This window comes from Pseudomonas salomonii (genome assembly GCF_900107155.1).
GTDB lineage: Bacteria > Pseudomonadota > Gammaproteobacteria > Pseudomonadales > Pseudomonadaceae > Aquipseudomonas > Aquipseudomonas salomonii.
In genome coordinates this window covers 328,415-347,221 of sequence record NZ_FNOX01000008.1, presented here as the reverse complement: position 1 = coordinate 347,221, position 18,807 = coordinate 328,415, and the positions used below count along the sequence as shown (strand labels likewise).

The window sequence follows — 18,807 nt, the reverse complement described above, 5'->3', positions numbered from 1 at the left end:
ACCGGCTATTTACCTTGGATTACAACTTTTAACGGTTGACCTTAGTCCGCGGGCTATTTCGCTAAACGTCTGAAGCGCAAATAAAAACGGCCTGGACTAGGCCAGGCCGCAATCTTGCCGCAAGCGTGCTACTGCAAAATGACAGTAATGCGCCGAAACAGTTACTTCAAAACAGCCAGGGCTGCTTCGTAGTTTGGCTCCTGGCCGATTTCAGGCACCAGTTCGCTGTGCAGCACGTTGTTGTTTTCGTCCAGTACCACCACGGCACGGGCGGTCAGGCCTTGCAGCGGGCCGTCGGCCACGGACACGCCGTAGTCTACGGCGAAGTCGGCGTTGCGAAAGTCCGACAGGCTCAGCACGTTGTCCAGGCCTTCGGTGCCGCAGAAGCGCTTCTGGGCAAACGGCAGGTCAGAGGAGATGCACAGTACAACGGTGTTGCTCAAATCGTTGGCCTGGGCGTTGAACTTGCGTACCGAAGTGGCGCAGGTCGGGGTGTCGACGCTTGGGAAGATGTTCAGCACTTTGCGCTTGCCGGCGAATGTTTCCAGGGTCGCTTCCGACAGGTCTACAGCGACAAGGCTGAACGCTGGAGCGGTGGCACCGGTTTTCGGCAATTCGCCTTCAACCTGGACAGGGTTACCACGAAGGGTGACTTGGGCCATGAACGGAATCCTTATGCTGGGTTTTGGTTTAACGAATTCGAGAGGCCGAAGTTAACCACAAACTGAGGTGGCTACCTACCTCCAGACACAAATTGTCATGCCGCACAGGTGTGGTTTAATTGCGCGTTTTTTGCCCGCCCTTCAAGGATCCGCTTTAGATGAATCAGCCCGCCACCAAAGTCCTGGTCATTGGTTATGTCTGGCCGGAACCCCGCTCCTCCGCCGCCAGCGGGCATATGATGCAGATTCTGCAAAGCTTTCTGGACCAGGGTTGGGACATTACCTTCAGCAGCCCGGCGACCATTGGCGAACACAAGGCCGACTTGCCTGCCTTGGGCATCAGCGAGTGCGCCATTGAGCTCAACAACAGCAGTTTCGACGATTTTATCCGCGCGTTAGCCCCGGACATCGTGCTGTTCGACCGTTTCATGATGGAAGAGCAGTTCGGCTGGCGCGTGGAGCAATGCTGCCCCGATGCCTTGCGCGTGCTGGAAAGCTCCGATTTGCAAAGCCTGCGCGATGCGCGCCATCAGCGTTTCAAGGCCCATCTCAAGGCCCACCCCGACAGCGACGATTTCAGCGCACTGTTCAAGCCGGCCTTGCAGGAGGAGTTCCAATGGATGGCCGACACCGACCTCGCCAAGCGCGAGATCGCCGCCATTTACCGCTGTGATATCAGCCTGATGATTTCCGATGTGGAAATCCGCCTGCTCACCGAGCACTTCAAGGTGCCGGCCGCCCTGCTCCACTGGTGCCCGTTAATGCTGGAGCCGCCGACCGAAGCCTTTGCGCCGTTTGAAGACCGCGCGCACTTTCTCAGCATCGGCAATTTCCGTCACGCGCCCAATTGGGATGCGGTGCTGTGGATGAAGAACAGCGTGTGGCCGTTGATCCGCCAGCAACTGCCGGGCGCACAGCTGCATGTCTACGGCGCCTACACGCCGCCCAAGGCCACCGCCCTGCACAACCCTGCGCAGGGTTTTCATGTGATGAACTGGGCCGAAGATGCCCTGCAAGTGATGACAGCCGCACGTATCTGCCTGGCGCCCATACGCTTCGGCGCCGGGATCAAGGGCAAACTGATGGACGCCATGCTCTGCGGCACGCCGAATATCACCACGCCGATAGGCGCCGAGGCCATGGGGGACGAACAGCCGTGGCCGGGCATGATCGAACAGAGTGCGCCGGCACTGGCGGCGGCGGCCGTGGCGCTGTATCAAGACCACGAACGCTGGACACAGGCCCAGGAGGCGGGCCGCCGGTTGCTCGCCCGACGCTACGACCAGACCTTCCACGGCCCGGCACTTGTAGACTGCCTGCAACGCTGCCGCAGCCGACTCGCTGCCCATCGCCGGGATAACTTCACCGGCAGCATGCTGCGCCACCATGCGCATAAAAGCACCCAGTACATGTCGCAGTGGATCGAGGCAAAAAACCGCAGCCTATAAGGTTGGCGCTGGCGAGGTTGCGCACAAGGGGGCATTATCCTGTGCAGCAACCACAATAAAGCGACGGCAGCATGACCCGAGCAATGCGCATCACCGACCCTTCCTACGAGTTGATGGACGATCACAACGGTCTGTCCATCATCTATCGCCAGCACGGCTTCCCCTGCCCGCTGGTGCGCTGGCACTTCCACAAGGAATACGAGCTGCACCTGATCGTGGCCAGCGCCGGCAAGGTGTTTATCGGCGACTACATCGGCAACTTCTATCCCGAAAGCCTGTTCCTCACCGGCCCCAACCTGCCCCACAACTGGATCAGCCAGGTGGAAGAGGACGAGGTGGTCCCCAAGCGCGACATGCTGGTGAACTTCACCGATGAGTTGTTTGAGCAGGGCAACCACTTGTTCGCCGAACTCAAGAGCCTGACGCCGTTACTTGAACGGGCACAGTACGGCGTCGAGTTTCGCTGCAAAAAAACCATCGCCCAGGCCATGGACCTGATGCAGCGTATCGAAGACAGCCGGGGCATGGCGCGCCTTGGGCATTTCTTCATCTTGCTGGACGTATTGAGCGCCTGCGAGGACTACCAGTTGCTCTCCGGCGTGACCACGCCGCAACTGGCCGACGAGCACAGCATCGACCGCACCAACCGCGCGGTGGACTATATCTTTGCCCACTACGCGCGGGAGTTGCCTTTGGAGGAAGTCGCGGAACACCTGGGGATGAAGCCAACGTACTTTTCCCGGGTGTTCAAGCAGGCCACCGGGCGCACCTTCATCGAATTCGTCAACCGGCTGCGCATCAGCAAGTCCTGCGAATTGCTCGCGGACGGTGACAAGGCCGTCACCGATGTGTGTTTTGAGTCAGGCTTTAACAATATCTCCAACTTCAACCGGCGCTTTCAGCAACTCAAGGGCATGACCCCTTCCCACTATCGACGGTTGGCGATGCAGCGGTTGACGGAGCAGAACCTGATGCCGGTAGACGCCTCGCACTTCAGTTAAAAAGACCGCAAGCCTGAGGTGCCCTGGCGATCAGCGATGAATGCTCTCACGCCCGCCACCAGCATATCCCGCAATATAAATGGGGCGTAACGCCCTCCTGTGTACGACCAAAAAGCTACACGTCATAGGCTGGATGCACTGTCTCCTTACGGAACAGAACCTGGCTTGATTCTGTTGGGCGCGAAACACCCGGAACACAAAGTACCGGTGAAACCGCAACGCGCAGCAGGAACCTTGTAGGACCCACTGTCACTCAGCGAAGGCATCGCCGCTACTTTAGGCATTGGCTGGTGCTTTTCTGACGCACAAAGGGTAACTCTATGATCAACGTTCAGCCTTCACCCACTCAAAGCGCCCCGCTACTACCCGTCGAGCCAGTCAAACCGCTAACCCGCCACCCTCAGCCGACTCAGGAGGCCCTCGACAACCCACCACCCGGCCCATCGAACACTCGCCCTGTTGCCGCGCGCATACGCCGAGACTTGCAGAACCCCAACGCCACACCGCCTTCACGCTTGGCGTCAACCCGCCAGTTCGCCGACGCGTTGGTTGAACAAGGCGACCAGCAACTGGCCATCGGCGTTGCCAACAGCATTATCCGCCAACGGCTCGCCAGAGAGACCCGTCGCTCAAGCGAGGAGCCGGACAAGGTTGTCGTCCCACCGCACTCAACCTTCGGCCAGGCGTGGTCTGCGCTGGCTGACGCGCTCGAATCGCAACCGTTCAAATCGTTTGCCGAAGCCAAGTTGATTGAGACTTCGAACCTGATCATTGGCGTCGACGGCGCCCTGACCGAGAAGGTTGATGGCGCCTTAGTCAGTTACTTCTCCCCCAATGACCCTGAATGGTCTGCGGTCTCAGGCGCCGTATTGGCCGCCGCAAAAAAACTGGCAGGCATGCGTTATTCAGACATTGCGTTCTACGGTCGAGCGCAGGCATCCGCCAGCGACATCGCTGGTTTCTACGGTATGCAACTGGGCTCGATCGGCAGTAACGACACTCTGTCGATGGCCGGGCAACTGTTGCGCGACGGCAAGTTCGCTGCGTTAAGCAGCACCGACCCGCTGGATGCGCCCATCAAGCAGCGACAGCGGGAGGCGAGCCAACGGATCGTGGATCTGCCGACACACGCACTACGGCAGACGCTTGAGCCGTTCGCCCCGCTCACCGCGCAACAGCAGGTTAAGCAAGCGGATCGTGCGCTGGCGCAGCTCGTCAGCCAGGGGTTGATGAAACTGGTTCCGGAAACGACCCAATATGAAACCTCAGTCATTCTGGAAGATATTCCTGAGTATTCAACCTTCAGCCAAGTGCGCAAACATCTCTTGAATGCACTCAACGGCAATGCGTTCAAAACCTTTGCGAAAGACAACGATTTGGACCCCGGCAGCGTGCGCATCAACCCTGTCAGCGGTGCACTGACAGGTGAAGTGAAGGGTGTCCCCACCACGTTCACCGTCAACGATGTGTCAGGCTGGGCCGATGCCTGGGTCGAGATTAAGCCAGCCGTTCAACAGATGGCCGCCGGGTCTGACTCGGACGTGACTTACCCCACCGGCACCCGCGCGACACTGTTTGAAGTAATGGCGTTCTACAACGAAGCGCCGCCTCACCAAGAGGACAGTCGTAAACCGAGGTGGGAGCAACGCCAACTTGCGGCCACACTCGGCCGGGTGGTCGAGATCAACCAAAACAACAACTTCAAAGCATTGGCCGACACCGACCAAGCCAATGCCATACAGCAGCGCCAGCAGGCGGTAATACAGCAACTGGCCGGCACAACCATTCCCCCCTCGCCCCTTGAAACCCTCGCCGCCGCCGTGCGAGCCAACACAAACAACGCCACGGAGGAAAGCCAACAGTCACCCGCTGATGTGTTGGCCAAGGCCGAACACGACCTGGCCATCGCCGTGCATCGAGTGATGCTGCAGATCAAGGCTGACCCAGCCAAGGCCACGGCAACGATGATTGACTCGATCCCGGCCAACAGCCTGTTCGGTCAATCACTGGCTTACTTGGGCGACGCCCTGAACGCACGGGGTTATAGCGATTGGCGCCAGCAGAACAACCTCGTCGGTACCGACACAACTTGGGTTGCGCCAAAAGATGCGGCCGATCTGCGGACGAGAGAAACCGACTTTGCCAAACAGTTTCCTGAGCATTTCGACGTAATGAACCCTGTAAACGCTGCCGCAGCGCCATTCGCTGCCGGCACAAAGCCCGTCGAACTCAAATATGGCACCGCCAGCAGCGTACCGTTCGAATGGCTCTGCAATTTCTACGGTATCAGCACCGACCCCAGCAGCGAAAAATTTGCCCGGCAGTTGGAACTGATAGGCCGCACCCAGCACTTGCCGGAGCGATCGGAACCTGCGCAAGTCACAGTGGCGCGGCTGCGAAGTCAGCGTACCGCGCTGGGTAACAGCAATGATCGGTATGCGTTAATCAATCTGTTGAAGCAAGGCAAAGTCGACGACAGCGCGCGCTTTGTAGTCTCTCCCGACTCATCGCATCAGCCTAAAAGCGTCACGACGGTTCAGCAATTTATCGCGGACAATGGCTGGTACACCACGCAGTCGAAAGCCGATAACGACAATCTACTGGCGGCGTTGCAGACGCCAGTCCCACGGTCGCCACCGCTGGGCAATCACTGGGGGTTTCTGTCGACGCCGCTGTCGCTGAGCACTGCGCAACGCAGCGCAGTAGTGGAGCAGGTAAAAACACTCATTGGCGCCGAGAAAAGCCTGCTCGACTATCTAGGCACAGCGGTCCCCAACCTCAGTAGTGATCCGGCAACCGCGTTGCAACAACTGCTCTCCACGGATAAAGCCCTGGCGTTAGCGGCCAGCCTGCAAACCCAGATGAAGGGTGCGCCAACCGCTACCAGCCTTCAACAATGGCTGTTGACCGTGCTGGTGCTGGAACTCGACCCGGCCGCCGGCACGATGCGCAATAGCGTTGCGGGTTTTGATTTCATGCAATCGGCCAACTGGGGGCTTGAGCCGGGTGAGATTCGTGAACGCTTCAACCAGCACTTGGCTTCAGAGCGCAACATTGCGCCCAACCTTGTGCCGGCAGTTGCCCAATTATTGATGGCGGGGACGGCCCCTGCCCTGCTGGTAAAAGAGATGCCATCAATGGCCTGCTTCAGTTCCACTGAGTGGGTCGCCTTTGCCACTGCCGTCAACCGGGTTGAATGGATAGCCCCCGGCGCCAGCGCAAATATGACCTTCCAGCAAGTGATGAACTTTCACAAGATAAGGCCCATTTCAGCCACTGAAGCCCGACTGGAGGCCTTGGCCCAGGTCAATCCAGTCAGAGACTGGGCAATTGCCAACAATCACGAAATCCAAAGTGACACCGCTCCCTACACTCCTGAGCAGCACAGATTGAGCCAGGAAAAACTGGACCAACAGATCAAGGAGACGTCCGAGGCAATCAACTTCCTGCGCGGGCCGGAGGCGCCCACCAGAAGGAGCATGGCTCTAAAGGCGTTGCGAGAAAAATTTGGTAACCATATCGACTACGAACGCGCTGATCTTTGGGAATCGGTGGGAGGCGGGCTGTTTTCGGGTGTCAATGCAAGCATCGTTGAAGCCTACGAGGCCGGGCGCCTTGGAGAACGCTGGACGTCATCGCGTCCGGGACTGGATACCGAGGCACTGCGCGCCGGCGCTAGCGAGTTGCCTGATATTAATGCCCAGTTCAACCAAGCCATTGAACAAGACTACACGCTGCGCAGACGACACACCGTCACACTGTTCAAGGGGATGCTGAGCAAGCTGCCTCTTGCTGATCGCGAGAGTCTCGTCAACGGATCGGTGAAAGTTTATCAAGTCAAAGGCGCCGGCAATGGCATCGTATTAACGACAAATTACCAGGGCGTTGACAGAGCCTTTGCGATCTACCCGGCCATTGGAAAAATAGTAAAAATCCCCGCTATCGACCCAACGATCCCTGACGGCACTTCCGGCCTGCAAACCCTCGACGCAACGGCGTTCAATAACGGCGCAGAGCCGAAGCCCGGAACCCGATCCAACGTCGTATTGACCCGGATCGACGAAACCGACTTCGTTATCCCGAATGACGACCCAACAACCGGTATCAGGCAGCTCTTGGTTGCGTTCAGCGCAACCCATGAGACCTCCAACTACGACAGTCAAAGAACCCAGTATTTGTCTAAGTTGCTGGTGGACTCGATCTACTTGAACAAAACCAGTTTTGTCGCAACGCATTTGAACCGGCGTGCGAACAGAGTTGAAAACAGCGTGGAACCTATTGACGCCTTCGAAGGCATTTTACGCGCCCTCCCGGGAGGCTCCAGTGTGCTGGATGTTTTCCAGGGCAAGTATGCGCAGGCGGTGTGGGACCTGGGCGTTGATATTGTGATGTACGTCGCCACCGAGGGCCTGGGCAAACTATGGACATTGGCAAAAACAGGTGCGGGCTGGGCAGGTTCAAAGATCGCCGCCGGTTTGATCGATAAGTTCGGGGTTAAAGAGGTTGAAAATATCGCGTTCACCGACCTGACTGCCTCCAGCGTCTCGGAGTCGTTAAGCTCGTTCGGGCGCACGCAAATTGCCCCTTCAGCCGAACGCAATGCGGGCACATTTGCTTCGGCGGCCAACCGGGCTGATGGCACAATAAGTTACGGCGGCACTGAGCAAGCCAATATCAGCGCAGTACGCCAAGACGGTCATTGGTACGCGTATGACGTTACGACCGAGGCAGCTTATGGCCCGCCTCTGGTGAGCTTTGTGCCCGATACCTCTTACGTCTTGCATCAAGAAGCCCTGGCGGACGGCAGCCACGCACTGGTGACGGAGAAACCGGTATCCGCCAACGCTTACACAGTGCCCCGCACTCATGGTTTTGACCTGGTCGAAGGCGAACGCGTGTACCGCTACGACACTCGCAACCCGGGGGTAATGACTGATCTGGAATCAGCCGAGCACTTTAAACCTTTGGAGGGCTTTGAAGGCATCTGCCCTGCCCCTTCTATCTCGGCGGGCAGGACTAAACGCGTGGTCGATACGACCTGTTTTTCCAAAGTGCTCAACAACGTTGACGACCTGGCCGCTCAGGAACTTCAAGCGCTTGAACACGTGCGCCTGTTCCCTTCAGTACCCCAACTTCTGGAGAAGGACAGATTCACTGTTTTCCAGCGCCGCCGTTACCGTTGGGTTGAACACGACACGGGGCTTCGCTTGGAGCCCGTGACCGATCAAAAACCTATCATCTATAAACAGGAGATAAGCGCCAGCCTCAAGAACGACGCTGGGTTTGGTTTTTATAACTTGAACCCGGACAACCTGTTAGAAGCAGAATCGCGTGTCGTCAAACTCAACCGCATCAGTGATCTGTGTGACGACACGCGGGAACTCAGAGGCATTGTCGTCAAAGACCCCCAGGGCAGCGCCGCTAAATACTTGGTAATCGAGGCCGACACCGCCGAGTTCTATTACACAAGGCTGGAGACTCCGCAGCCAAACGAGATCGTATTCAAAAAATGCACGTCCGCTGAAAAACCGATGATCAATGAGTACCGGGACACCCTCAGAGCGCGCCAACAACCTGGCCCTAAAACACTTCGTCCCACACAGCTGGTCAGTGAGGGCAAGGTGGCCAACCTCAATGATTTGTCCCTGTGGCGCACACTGCAAGCGCCTAAGGGAGATAAGGCACGTGTCGTCATGGACGAGGTTCAACAAGCACTTCAACCGCACTTCGAAGAGATCGCTATTACCGACGTCCCCACCGCTAATGAAAACGGGGTTACTCAATACAAATATGATGGCAACCACCAGGCCGTGAGGAGAAGACGCGACGAACTGCGCAAGGAGCTGGGACTGGATAATTATGGCGCAGTGCGCAGTGAGACGTTTCAAACCCGATTGGCCCGACGAGTGGGCGCGGAAAGGGACGCAAACGGAAAAATATTCGGACAGTGTGCCGAGATGGCGGCGTATGCCGCAGATACGATCAAGGCGTCAGCCAAAGAGAGTGGCTACCGAACCTATATGGTGCAAATCCCAGGCAGCAATCATACGCTCGTGTTGCTGTCAAAAAATGTTTACCGGGCCGGGGAGAAAATTAACTGGGAGCGTGAGTTCAAAGAAGGATCCATCACGGTTGATTTGTGGCAAAGCGTTTTAAATAAGACAAGCGCCCGAGCCGATAAAATGTTGACGCACTTATCGAAAAACCACCTGTACACCAAAAGCAAACCTCCCGCCACGATTCAAGTGGAAATGAAAGTTCATTGATTCAAACATCCCAGCCACGGGATTTCTGAGCAGGCCGCACGGCAACTGTGCGGCCGTGCGTTTGCCCAACCCTGGAGAAACCGTATGAGCCGCCTCAGCGACCAGTGCAAAAAAGTATCAGCCCCAGTGCGCCCAAGGATTTGTCATAACCCCAATTGAAGGCTGTAATCACCGCACACTCTTCCTGACATCTTGTCGGAAGACACAACAACAATAACTGTCCTTCTGTAGCCCCCTGGGCGCGGAAATGGAGTGCGCGATGAAGTTCACAGCAAAAGCACTGCTTGTCTCCACCTGCATGACTACCTGCATGACCCTCAGCGCCGTCAGCTTTGGCGCGCAAACCCTGACCATTGCCACCGTCAACAACAGCGACATGATCCGCATGCAAAAGCTCTCGAAAACCTTCGAGACCGAGCACCCGGACATCAAGCTGAACTGGGTGGTGCTTGAAGAAAACGTGCTGCGCCAACGCCTGACCACCGACATCGCCACCCAGGGCGGCCAGTTCGACGTGTTGACCATCGGCATGTACGAAGCTGCACTGTGGGGTGCCAAGGGGTGGTTGGAGCCGATGAAAGACCTGCCGGCGTCCTACGACCTCGACGACGTGTTCCCTTCGGTGCGTGACGGCTTGTCGGTCAAAGGCTCGCTGTATGCCCTGCCGTTCTACGCCGAAAGCTCGATCACCTACTACCGCACCGACCTGTTCAAGGGCGCCGGGCTGAGCATGCCCGAGCACCCGACCTGGACCCAGATCGGCGAATTCGCCGCCAAACTCACCGACAAGAGCAAAGAGCAGTACGGCCTGTGCCTGCGTGGCAAAGCCGGTTGGGGTGAGAACATGGCGCTGATCACCACTCTGGCCAACGGCTACGGCGCACGCTGGTTCGATGAAAAATGGCAGCCTGAATTCAACGGCCCGGAATGGAAGGACGCGTTGAACTTCTACGTCGACAACATGAAGAAATCCGGCCCGCCGGGTGCTTCCAGCAACGGTTTCAACGAAAACCTCGCGCTGTTCAACAGCGGCAAGTGCGCGATCTGGGTGGACGCCAGCGTGGCCGGTTCGTTCGTCACCGACAAGTCTCAGAGCAAGGTCGCTGACAACGTCGGCTTCACCTTCGCGCCCCACGAGAAGACCGACAAAGGCACCTCGTGGCTGTACTCCTGGAGCCTGGCGATCCCGACCAGTTCCAAAGCCAAGGACGCCGCCAAGGTGTTCACCACCTGGGCAACGTCCAAGGAATACGGCGAGCTGGTTGCCAAGACCGATGGCATCGCCAATGTGCCGCCTGGTACGCGCAAATCGACCTACAGCGACGAGTACCTCAAAGCCGCGCCGTTCGCCAAGGTGACCCTCGAATCGCTGAAAGTCGCCGACCCGACCAAACCGACCCTCAAGCCGGTGCCGTATATCGGTATCCAGTTGGTGACCATTCCTGAATTCCAGGCGATCGGTACCCAGGTCGGCAAGTTCTTCTCGGGCGCGCTGACCGGTCAGCAAACGGTGGACCAAGCCTTGACCGCCGCGCAGACCACCACCGAGCGCGAGATGAAGCGGGCGGGTTATCCCAAATAACTCAGCATCATTGCGATAAATGCTTTGTGTGGGAGCTTGCCTGCGATGCGGGCGACTCGGTCTGTCAGCCAGACCGATGTGATGCCATCGCAGGCAAGCCAGCTCCCACGTTGAGCGCGCTCCGATTCTAGTTTTGCATGCACCCGACTGGTCTTGATCCTAATGAATACAACACCCAAAAACCGCCTGGCCAACCCCGGCTGGTTCCTTGTCAGCCCCTCGGTGGCGATGCTGCTGCTGTGGATGATCGTGCCGCTGGGCATGACCCTGTACTTTTCGCTGATCCGCTACAACCTGCTCTACCCTGGCGAAAACCAATTCGTGGGGCTGGAGAACTTCACCTACTTCATCACCGACTCAGGCTTCCTGCCCGGCGCCACCAATACCCTGCTGCTGGTGGGCAGCGTGCTGCTGATCAGCGTGGTGTTCGGCGTGTTGATCAGTGCGTTGCTGGAGGCCAGTGAGTTCTTTGGCCGCGGCATTGTGCGGGTGATGCTGATCTCGCCGTTCTTCATCATGCCCACCGTCGGTGCGCTGATCTGGAAGAACCTGATTTTCCACCCGGTATCGGGGATTCTCGCCGCCGTGTGGAAGCTGTTCGGCGCCGAGCCGGTGGACTGGCTAGCGCACTACCCATTGCTGTCGATCATCATCATTGTGTCGTGGCAGTGGCTGCCCTTCGCCATCCTGCTGCTGATGACCGCCATGCAGTCCCTCGACCAGGAACAAAAAGAAGCCGCACGCCTGGACGGTGCCGGCGCCATCGCGATCTTCTGGCACCTGACCCTGCCGCACCTGGCGCGCCCGATTGCCGTGGTGGTGATGATCGAAACGATCTTTTTGCTCTCGGTATTCGCCGAAATCTTCACCACCACCAACGGTGGGCCCGGCTACGCCTCGACCAACCTCGCCTACCTGATCTACAACCAGGCGCTGGTGCAGTTCGACGTGGGCATGGCCTCGGCCGGCGGCTTGATTGCCGTGGTCATCGCCAATATCGCGGCGATCATCCTGGTGCGGATGATCGGCAAAAACCTGACTGACAAGCCTTGAGGGCCGCGCCATGACGCTTCAACAATCCCGCCGCCTGCAAAGCCTGTTGCTCGGCACGTTGGCCTGGGCCATCGCGATCCTGATCTTCTTCCCGATCTTCTGGATGGTGCTGACCAGCTTCAAGACCGAAATCGACGCGTTCGCCACACCGCCGCAGTTCATCTTCACGCCGACGCTGGAGAACTACCTGCACATCAACGAGCGCAGCAACTACTTCGCCTACGCCTGGAACTCGGTGGTGATCTCGTTCAGCGCCACCGCCCTGTGCCTACTGATCTCGGTGCCGGCCGCCTACTCCATGGCGTTCTACGAAACCAAACGCACCAAGGGCACCTTGCTGTGGATGCTGTCGACCAAGATGCTGCCGCCTGTGGGCGTATTGATGCCGATCTACCTGCTGGCCAAGAGCCTTGGCCTGCTGGATACGCGCATTGCGCTGATCATCATCTACACCCTGATCAACCTGCCGATTGTGGTGTGGATGGTGTACACCTACTTCAAGGACATCCCCAAGGATATCCTCGAAGCCGCACGCCTGGACGGCGCCACCCTGTGGCAGGAAATGGTCCGCGTGCTGCTGCCGATCGCCAAGGGCGGCCTGGCCTCCACTGTGCTGCTGTCGCTGATCCTGTGCTGGAACGAGGCGTTCTGGTCGCTGAACCTGACCTCCTCGAACGCCGCGCCGTTGACCGCGCTGATCGCCTCTTACTCCAGCCCCGAAGGCTTGTTCTGGGCCAAATTGTCCGCCGTTTCGACCCTCGCCTGTGCGCCGATCCTGATCTTTGGCTGGATCAGCCAGAAACAGCTGGTGCGTGGCCTGTCCTTCGGCGCAGTTAAATAATAATTCCAAGCGGAGGCCCATCATGGCCAACCTGAAAATCAAGAATTTGCAAAAAGGCTTCGAAGGTTTCTCGATCATCAAGGGCATTGATCTCGAAGTGAACGACAAGGAGTTCGTGGTGTTCGTCGGTCCGTCGGGCTGCGGTAAATCCACCCTGCTGCGTTTGATCGCAGGCCTTGAGGAAGTCACCGAAGGCACCATCGAACTCGATGGCCGCGATATCACCGAAGTCACCCCGGCCAAGCGCGATTTGGCCATGGTGTTCCAGACTTACGCGCTGTACCCGCACATGAGCGTGCGCAAAAACATGTCGTTTGCCCTGGACCTGGCGGGTGTCGACAAGAAGCTGGTGGAAAGCAAAGTCAGCGAAGCGGCGCGTATTCTCGAACTTGGCCCGTTGCTGGAGCGCAAGCCCAAGCAACTGTCCGGTGGCCAGCGTCAGCGCGTGGCGATCGGCCGTGCAATCGTGCGTAACCCGAAGATTTTCCTGTTCGACGAACCGCTGTCCAACCTCGACGCCGCCCTGCGCGTGCAGATGCGCCTGGAACTCTCGCGCCTGCATAAAGAACTGCAAGCGACCATGATTTACGTGACCCACGACCAGGTCGAGGCCATGACCCTGGCCGACAAGGTGGTGGTCCTCAACAGCGGCCGCGTTGAGCAGGTCGGCTCGCCGCTGGAGCTGTACCACCAGCCGGCCAACCTGTTTGTGGCGGGCTTTCTGGGCACGCCGAAAATGGGGTTCCTCAAGGGCAAGGTGACCCGTGTCGAGGGTCAAAGCTGCGACGTGCAACTGGACGCCGGCATGCTGATCAGCCTGCCAATGAGCGGCGCCAGCCTGAGCGTGGGCAGCGCGGTGACCCTGGGTATTCGCCCGGAACACCTGGAAATTGCCTCGCCTGGCCAAACCACGCTGACCGTCACCGCCGACGTCGGCGAGCGCCTGGGCAGCGACACTTTCTGCCACGTCATCACCGCCAGCGGCGAGCCGCTGACCCTGCGCATCCGTGGCGACATGGCCAGCCAATACGGCGAAACCCTGCAGTTGCACCTGGACCCGGCGCACTGCCATCTGTTCGACACCGATGGCGTGGCCGTGGCTCGTCCACTGCGCGCTGCCGCCTGATTTCGCGAGACTTGTGATGAAACTGAATAAACAGAACCTCACCCAATTGGCGCCGCACGTGAAAATTCCCGCCTATGCGATTGCCAGCACCACCCAGGGCATCGCGCATATCGGCGTCGGCGGTTTCCACCGCGCGCACCAGGCGTATTACACCGACGCGCTGATGAATACCGGCGTTGGCCTGGACTGGAGCATCTGCGGCGTTGGCCTGCGCAGCGAGGACCGCAAGGCCCGCGACGACCTGGCCGGCCAGGACTACCTGTTCACCCTGTATGAGCTGGGCGATACCGACGACACCGACGTGCGCGTGATCGGCGCGATCAGCGACATGCTGCTGGCCGAAGACGGCGCCCAGGCGCTGATCGACAAGCTGGCCAGCCCGCAGATTCGCATCGTTTCGCTGACCATCACCGAAGGCGGCTACTGCATTGACGACAGTAACGGCGAGTTCATGGCGCACCTGCCGCAGATCCAGCACGACCTGGCGCATCCCAATGCCCCGAAAACCGTGTTCGGGTTTATCTGCGCCGCACTGACCCAGCGTCGCGCCGCCGGCACCCCGGCGTTTACCGTGATGTCCTGCGATAACCTGCCGCACAACGGCGCCGTCACGCGCAAGGCACTGCTGGCATTTGCCGCCCTGCACAACGCCGAACTGCACGACTGGATCAAGGCCAACGTGAGCTTCCCGAATGCCATGGTCGACCGCATCACACCGATGACCAGCAGCGCCCACCGCCTGCAACTGCACGACGAACACGGCATCGACGACGCCTGGCCGGTGGTGTGCGAGCCGTTTGTGCAATGGGTGCTGGAAGACAAATTCGTTAACGGCCGCCCGGCCTGGGAAAGCGTCGGGGTGCAGTTCACCGATGACGTCACGCCTTACGAAGAGATGAAGATCGGCCTGCTCAACGGCAGCCACCTGGCCCTGACCTACCTGGGGTTTCTCAAGGGTTACCGGTTTGTACACGACACCATGAACGACCCGGTGTTCGTCGCCTACATGCGCGCGTACATGGACCTGGACGTGACCCCAAACCTGGCGCCGGTACCGGGCATTGATTTGACCCACTACAAGCAGACGCTGGTGGACCGTTTTTCCAACCAGGCGATTGCCGACCAGTTGGAGCGTGTGTGCTCCGATGGCTCGTCGAAGTTTCCCAAGTTCACCGTACCAACCATCAATCGCTTGATTGCCGATGGGCGTGAAACCGAGCGCGCGGCGTTGGTTGTCGCCGCCTGGGCGCTGTACCTCAAAGGCGTTGATGAAAACGGCGTGACTTACAAGATCCCCGACCCACGCGCCGAGTTCTGCCAGGGGCTGGTGAGTGACGACGCGCTGATCAGCCAGCGCCTGCTGGGTGTGGAAGAGATTTTTGGCAAGGCTATTCCCAACTCGGCTGAGTTTGTGGCAGCGTTTGAGCGTTGCTATCAAAGCCTTCGAGATAATGGCGTAACAAAGACTCTGGAAGGCCTGCTCGCCAAGATCAACTGACGAAACCGAATCAACCTGTGGGAGCGGGCTTGCTCGCGAATGCGGTGATTCAGTCGATACATCCTTAACTGACACACCGCATTCGCGAGCAAGCCCGCTCCCACATTTGAACGGGTTACCAAGCCAACAATATGCTGAGCAAATCCTCATGACCCAGCAAAACCTGTACCTCGGCATCGATTGCGGCACCCAGGGCACCAAAGCCATCGTCCTCGACGCGTCCAGCGGCAAGGTCCTGGGCCTGGGCGCCGCCGCGCATACATTGATCAGCGGCGCCAATGGCCGCCGCGAACAGCACACCCAGGAATGGCTGGACGCCTTTACCGAAGCCACCCACCGCGCCCTGCAACAGGCCGGTGTAGACGGCCAGGACATCCTCGGCATCGGCGTGTCCGGCCAGCAGCACGGTCTGGTGCTGCTGGACGAGCAAGGTGAAGTGCTGCGCCCGGCCAAACTCTGGTGCGACACCGAAACCGCGCAGGAGAACGCGCGCCTGCTGGCCTACCTGGGCGGCGAAAGCGGCTCGCTGGAACGTCTTGGCGTGGCCATTGCGCCGGGCTATACCGTGTCGAAACTGCTGTGGACCCGTGAACAACACCCGGACGTGTTCGCGCGCATCGCCCATATCCTGCTGCCCCACGATTACCTCAACTACTGGCTCACCGGCCGCGCCGTGGCGGAATACGGCGATGCGTCGGGCACCGGCTACTTCAACGTGCGCAGCCGTGAGTGGGACGTGGCGCTGCTTACGCACATCGACCCGAGCGGACGCCTGGAAAAAGCCCTGCCGCAATTGGTTGCGGCCGATCAAACTGTCGGCACCCTCCTGCCGGCCATCGCCGAACGCCTGGGGATCAACCCGAATGCCAAGGTGTCCAGCGGCGGCGGCGACAACATGATGGGCGCCATCGGCACCGGCAATATCGCCCCCGGCGTGATCACCATGAGCCTGGGTTCGTCCGGCACCGTTTACGCATTTGCCGATCAGCCGAATGTCAGCCCGCAAGCGTCGGTGGCGACCTTCTGTTCGTCCAGCGGTGGCTGGCTGCCGTTGATCTGCACCATGAACCTGACCAACGCCACCGGGGTGATTCGCGAGCTGTTCGACCTTGACCTTGCGACCTTCAACAGCCTGGTTGAGCAAGCGCCGATTGGCGCCGACGGCGTGAGCATGCTGCCGTTCCTCAACGGCGAACGCGTGCCCGCCCTGCCCCACGCCACCGGCAGCGTGCACGGGCTGACCATGACCAACCTGACCCGCGCCAACCTGTGTCGCGCGGTGGTTGAGGGCACCACCTTCGGCCTGCGCTACGGCCTCGACCTGCTGCGCCAGACCGGCCTGCAAAGCCACAGCATCCGCCTGATCGGCGGTGGCTCGAAAAGCCCGGTGTGGCGGCAGATGGTTGCCGATATCATGAACACCGAAGTGGTGTGTACCGAACAAAGCGAAGCCGCCGCCCTGGGCGCGGCAATCCAGGCGGTGTGGAGCCAGTCCGGCGAACCCCTGGCCAGCCTGTGCGACAAATGCGTCAGTGTCGACCCGAGCAGCCGCACGCTGCCGGTGGCGACCAATGTGAGTGCCTATCAACAGGCTTACGAGCGCTACCAGCAGCTCGTGGCAACCCTTTAAGAGCGAACGACTATGTATCTGGTGTGTGGCGAAGCGCTGTTTGATTTTTTCAGCGAGCAAGAGGCCAGCGGGCAGGCTTCCAGGGTCAATTACAAGGCCATTGCCGGTGGTTCACCGTTCAACGTGGCCGTGGGCTTGCGCCGCCTGGGCATTGAGTCCGCGCTGTTGGGTGGCGTGTCCGACGACTTCCTTGGCCAGCGCTTGCTGCAAGTGCTCAAGGACGAAGGCGTCAGCCGGCAGTTTCTGCTTGAGTTTGCCGCGCCGACTACCCTGGCAATGGTTGCCGTGGGCGCCAACGGCTCACCGCAGTACAGCTTTCGCGGCGAAGGCTGCGCAGATCGGCAATTGACCCTTGAGCATCTGCCGACGTTGGGCGATGAGATTCGTGGCCTGCATGTCGGCTCGTTTTCGCTGGTGGTGCAGCCGATTGGCGACACGCTGCTGAGCCTGGTCAAGCGCGAAAGCGGCAAGCGCCTGATCAGCCTGGACCCCAATGTGCGGCTCAACCCGCAGCCGGATATCCAGCTGTGGCGTGAGCGCGTGGCCGAGCTGGTCAAACATGCCGACCTGATCAAGGTCAGCGACGAAGACCTGCACCTGCTCTACCCCGACCAATCGCCCGAGAGCGTGCTGCAAGGCTGGTTGCAACACCGTTGCCAGTTGGTATTCCTCACCCGTGGCGGCGATGGCGCGACAGTCTTCAGCCGCCAGCACGGCAGCTGGTCGCAACCTGCGGTCAAGGTCGTGATGGCCGATACGGTGGGCGCCGGCGACACCTTCCAGGCCGCGTTGATTGCCTGGCTGACCGAGCAGCAGCTGGATTCGATTGACGGCCTGCAACAGCTGACGCGCGCGCAGATCGACAGCATGCTCGGCTTCGCCATCCGCGCCGCCGCGCTGACCTGCAGCAAGACCGGGCCGGACCTGCCGTATCGTCAGCAGTTGGGCTGAAGCCTGGGTTTCATGAAGGTTTTGTCAGCCAAGGCAAAATTAATCGATGGTTAATCCCGCAAGCCGAGAGTGAAATTGAACTCACTTGCGGAGCACCCTCATGAAACTGCGTACATGGTTATTCACCGCCACCCTGGCCCTTGCAGCCCTATCGGGCATGGCCCAAGCCGACACCGCGGCCAAGCCCGTGCCTTATCAATACGGCACGCCGTTGAACATCGACAAAGTGATCGCCATGCACGAGGAAGACACCGATACGTGCAAGGTGATCAATGCCGATATCAAATTCGTGGACAAAGCCGGGAAAATCGAAGACGTGGGCTATCGAAAAATGTCCGAAGCCTGTGATTTCCAGAACTGATGCACACCGTATTGGGCCTGGCGACTACCAGGCCCACAGGTCATCGGTGACTGACTCTCAACCACTTGCACTCAACCACTTGGCTGACTAGTAGCCGCGCCCCGCCACTCTTTGCTGAGCAGGCGCCTGGGTGTGCTTGAGGTCTTCGCGCAACCCGCTGATCAGGTTGCAAATGGCTCGACTGCTGTCGAGTTTTTCTGCGTTGATACCTTTGACTTCCAAATCTACCCGGTCACGGTCGCGGTCGTCATAGACCTTGATCGTCAACGAGGCGTCTTCGGCTTTGGTGCATTCACACCGCTTGGGCAGGAAGCTTCCTTCAATAATGCTGCGTAGTTCCAGTTCCGAAAGCATGGCCAACCTCTCCTTTCTTGAGACTGCCAACAGA

Annotated in this window: 13 protein-coding genes; 11 read left to right on the top strand and 2 right to left on the bottom strand. The window is 59.2% G+C overall.

Annotated features, from left to right (window positions below; translation table 11 throughout):
- Positions 1–161: 161 nt before the first annotated feature.
- Positions 162–662, bottom strand: a complete 501-nt coding sequence (gene tpx, locus BLV67_RS19960; RefSeq protein ID WP_065931661.1) for a thiol peroxidase — start codon at positions 660–662, stop codon at positions 162–164.
- A gap of 158 nt (positions 663–820) precedes the next feature.
- Here tpx and BLV67_RS19955 point away from each other — a divergent pair, with 158 nt between their 5' ends.
- From BLV67_RS19955 to BLV67_RS19905, 11 genes are all read left to right on the top strand, one after another.
- Positions 821–2,110, top strand: a complete 1,290-nt coding sequence (locus BLV67_RS19955; protein ID WP_069788840.1) for a glycosyltransferase — start codon at positions 821–823, stop codon at positions 2,108–2,110.
- A 71-nt stretch (positions 2,111–2,181) separates the two neighbouring features.
- Positions 2,182–3,111 (top strand): AraC family transcriptional regulator, encoded by a 930-nt coding sequence (locus tag BLV67_RS19950; RefSeq protein WP_065931663.1) that lies wholly within the window; start codon positions 2,182–2,184, stop codon positions 3,109–3,111.
- A gap of 482 nt (positions 3,112–3,593) precedes the next feature.
- Positions 3,594–9,377 (top strand): hypothetical protein, encoded by a 5,784-nt coding sequence (locus BLV67_RS19945; RefSeq protein ID WP_069788839.1) that lies wholly within the window; start codon positions 3,594–3,596, stop codon positions 9,375–9,377.
- A 298-nt stretch (positions 9,378–9,675) separates the two neighbouring features.
- Positions 9,676–10,959 carry an ABC transporter substrate-binding protein gene (locus BLV67_RS19940; RefSeq protein ID WP_371919087.1) on the top strand — a complete coding sequence of 428 codons (1,284 nt, stop codon included), beginning with the start codon at positions 9,676–9,678 and terminating at the stop codon, positions 10,957–10,959.
- A gap of 162 nt (positions 10,960–11,121) precedes the next feature.
- A complete protein-coding gene (locus tag BLV67_RS19935; RefSeq protein WP_056859283.1) occupies positions 11,122–12,012 on the top strand; it encodes a carbohydrate ABC transporter permease in 891 nt (296 codons plus the stop codon).
- Positions 12,013–12,022: 10 nt separating this feature from the next.
- Entirely contained in the window at positions 12,023–12,853 is an 831-nt protein-coding gene (locus BLV67_RS19930; RefSeq protein ID WP_056859282.1) for a carbohydrate ABC transporter permease, read from the top strand.
- Positions 12,854–12,875: 22 nt separating this feature from the next.
- On the top strand, positions 12,876–13,979 hold the full coding sequence (locus tag BLV67_RS19925; RefSeq protein ID WP_065931667.1) for an ABC transporter ATP-binding protein: 1,104 nt from the start codon (positions 12,876–12,878) through the stop codon (positions 13,977–13,979).
- A gap of 16 nt (positions 13,980–13,995) precedes the next feature.
- Positions 13,996–15,477 carry a mannitol dehydrogenase family protein gene (locus BLV67_RS19920; RefSeq protein WP_069788868.1) on the top strand — a complete coding sequence of 494 codons (1,482 nt, stop codon included), beginning with the start codon at positions 13,996–13,998 and terminating at the stop codon, positions 15,475–15,477.
- A 148-nt stretch (positions 15,478–15,625) separates the two neighbouring features.
- Positions 15,626–17,107, top strand: a complete 1,482-nt coding sequence (xylB, locus tag BLV67_RS19915; RefSeq protein WP_069788837.1) for a xylulokinase — start codon at positions 15,626–15,628, stop codon at positions 17,105–17,107.
- Between the two features lie 12 nt (positions 17,108–17,119).
- Entirely contained in the window at positions 17,120–18,058 is a 939-nt protein-coding gene (locus BLV67_RS19910) for a carbohydrate kinase family protein (RefSeq protein ID WP_065931669.1), read from the top strand.
- A gap of 100 nt (positions 18,059–18,158) precedes the next feature.
- Positions 18,159–18,419 (top strand): DUF2790 domain-containing protein, encoded by a 261-nt coding sequence (locus BLV67_RS19905; protein ID WP_069788836.1) that lies wholly within the window; start codon positions 18,159–18,161, stop codon positions 18,417–18,419.
- 87 nt (positions 18,420–18,506) lie between these two features.
- Here the strand turns inward: BLV67_RS19905 and BLV67_RS19900 are convergent, their stop codons facing one another.
- Positions 18,507–18,773, bottom strand: a complete 267-nt coding sequence (locus BLV67_RS19900) for a DUF1652 domain-containing protein (RefSeq protein WP_017135047.1) — start codon at positions 18,771–18,773, stop codon at positions 18,507–18,509.
- Positions 18,774–18,807: the final 34 nt, after the last annotated feature.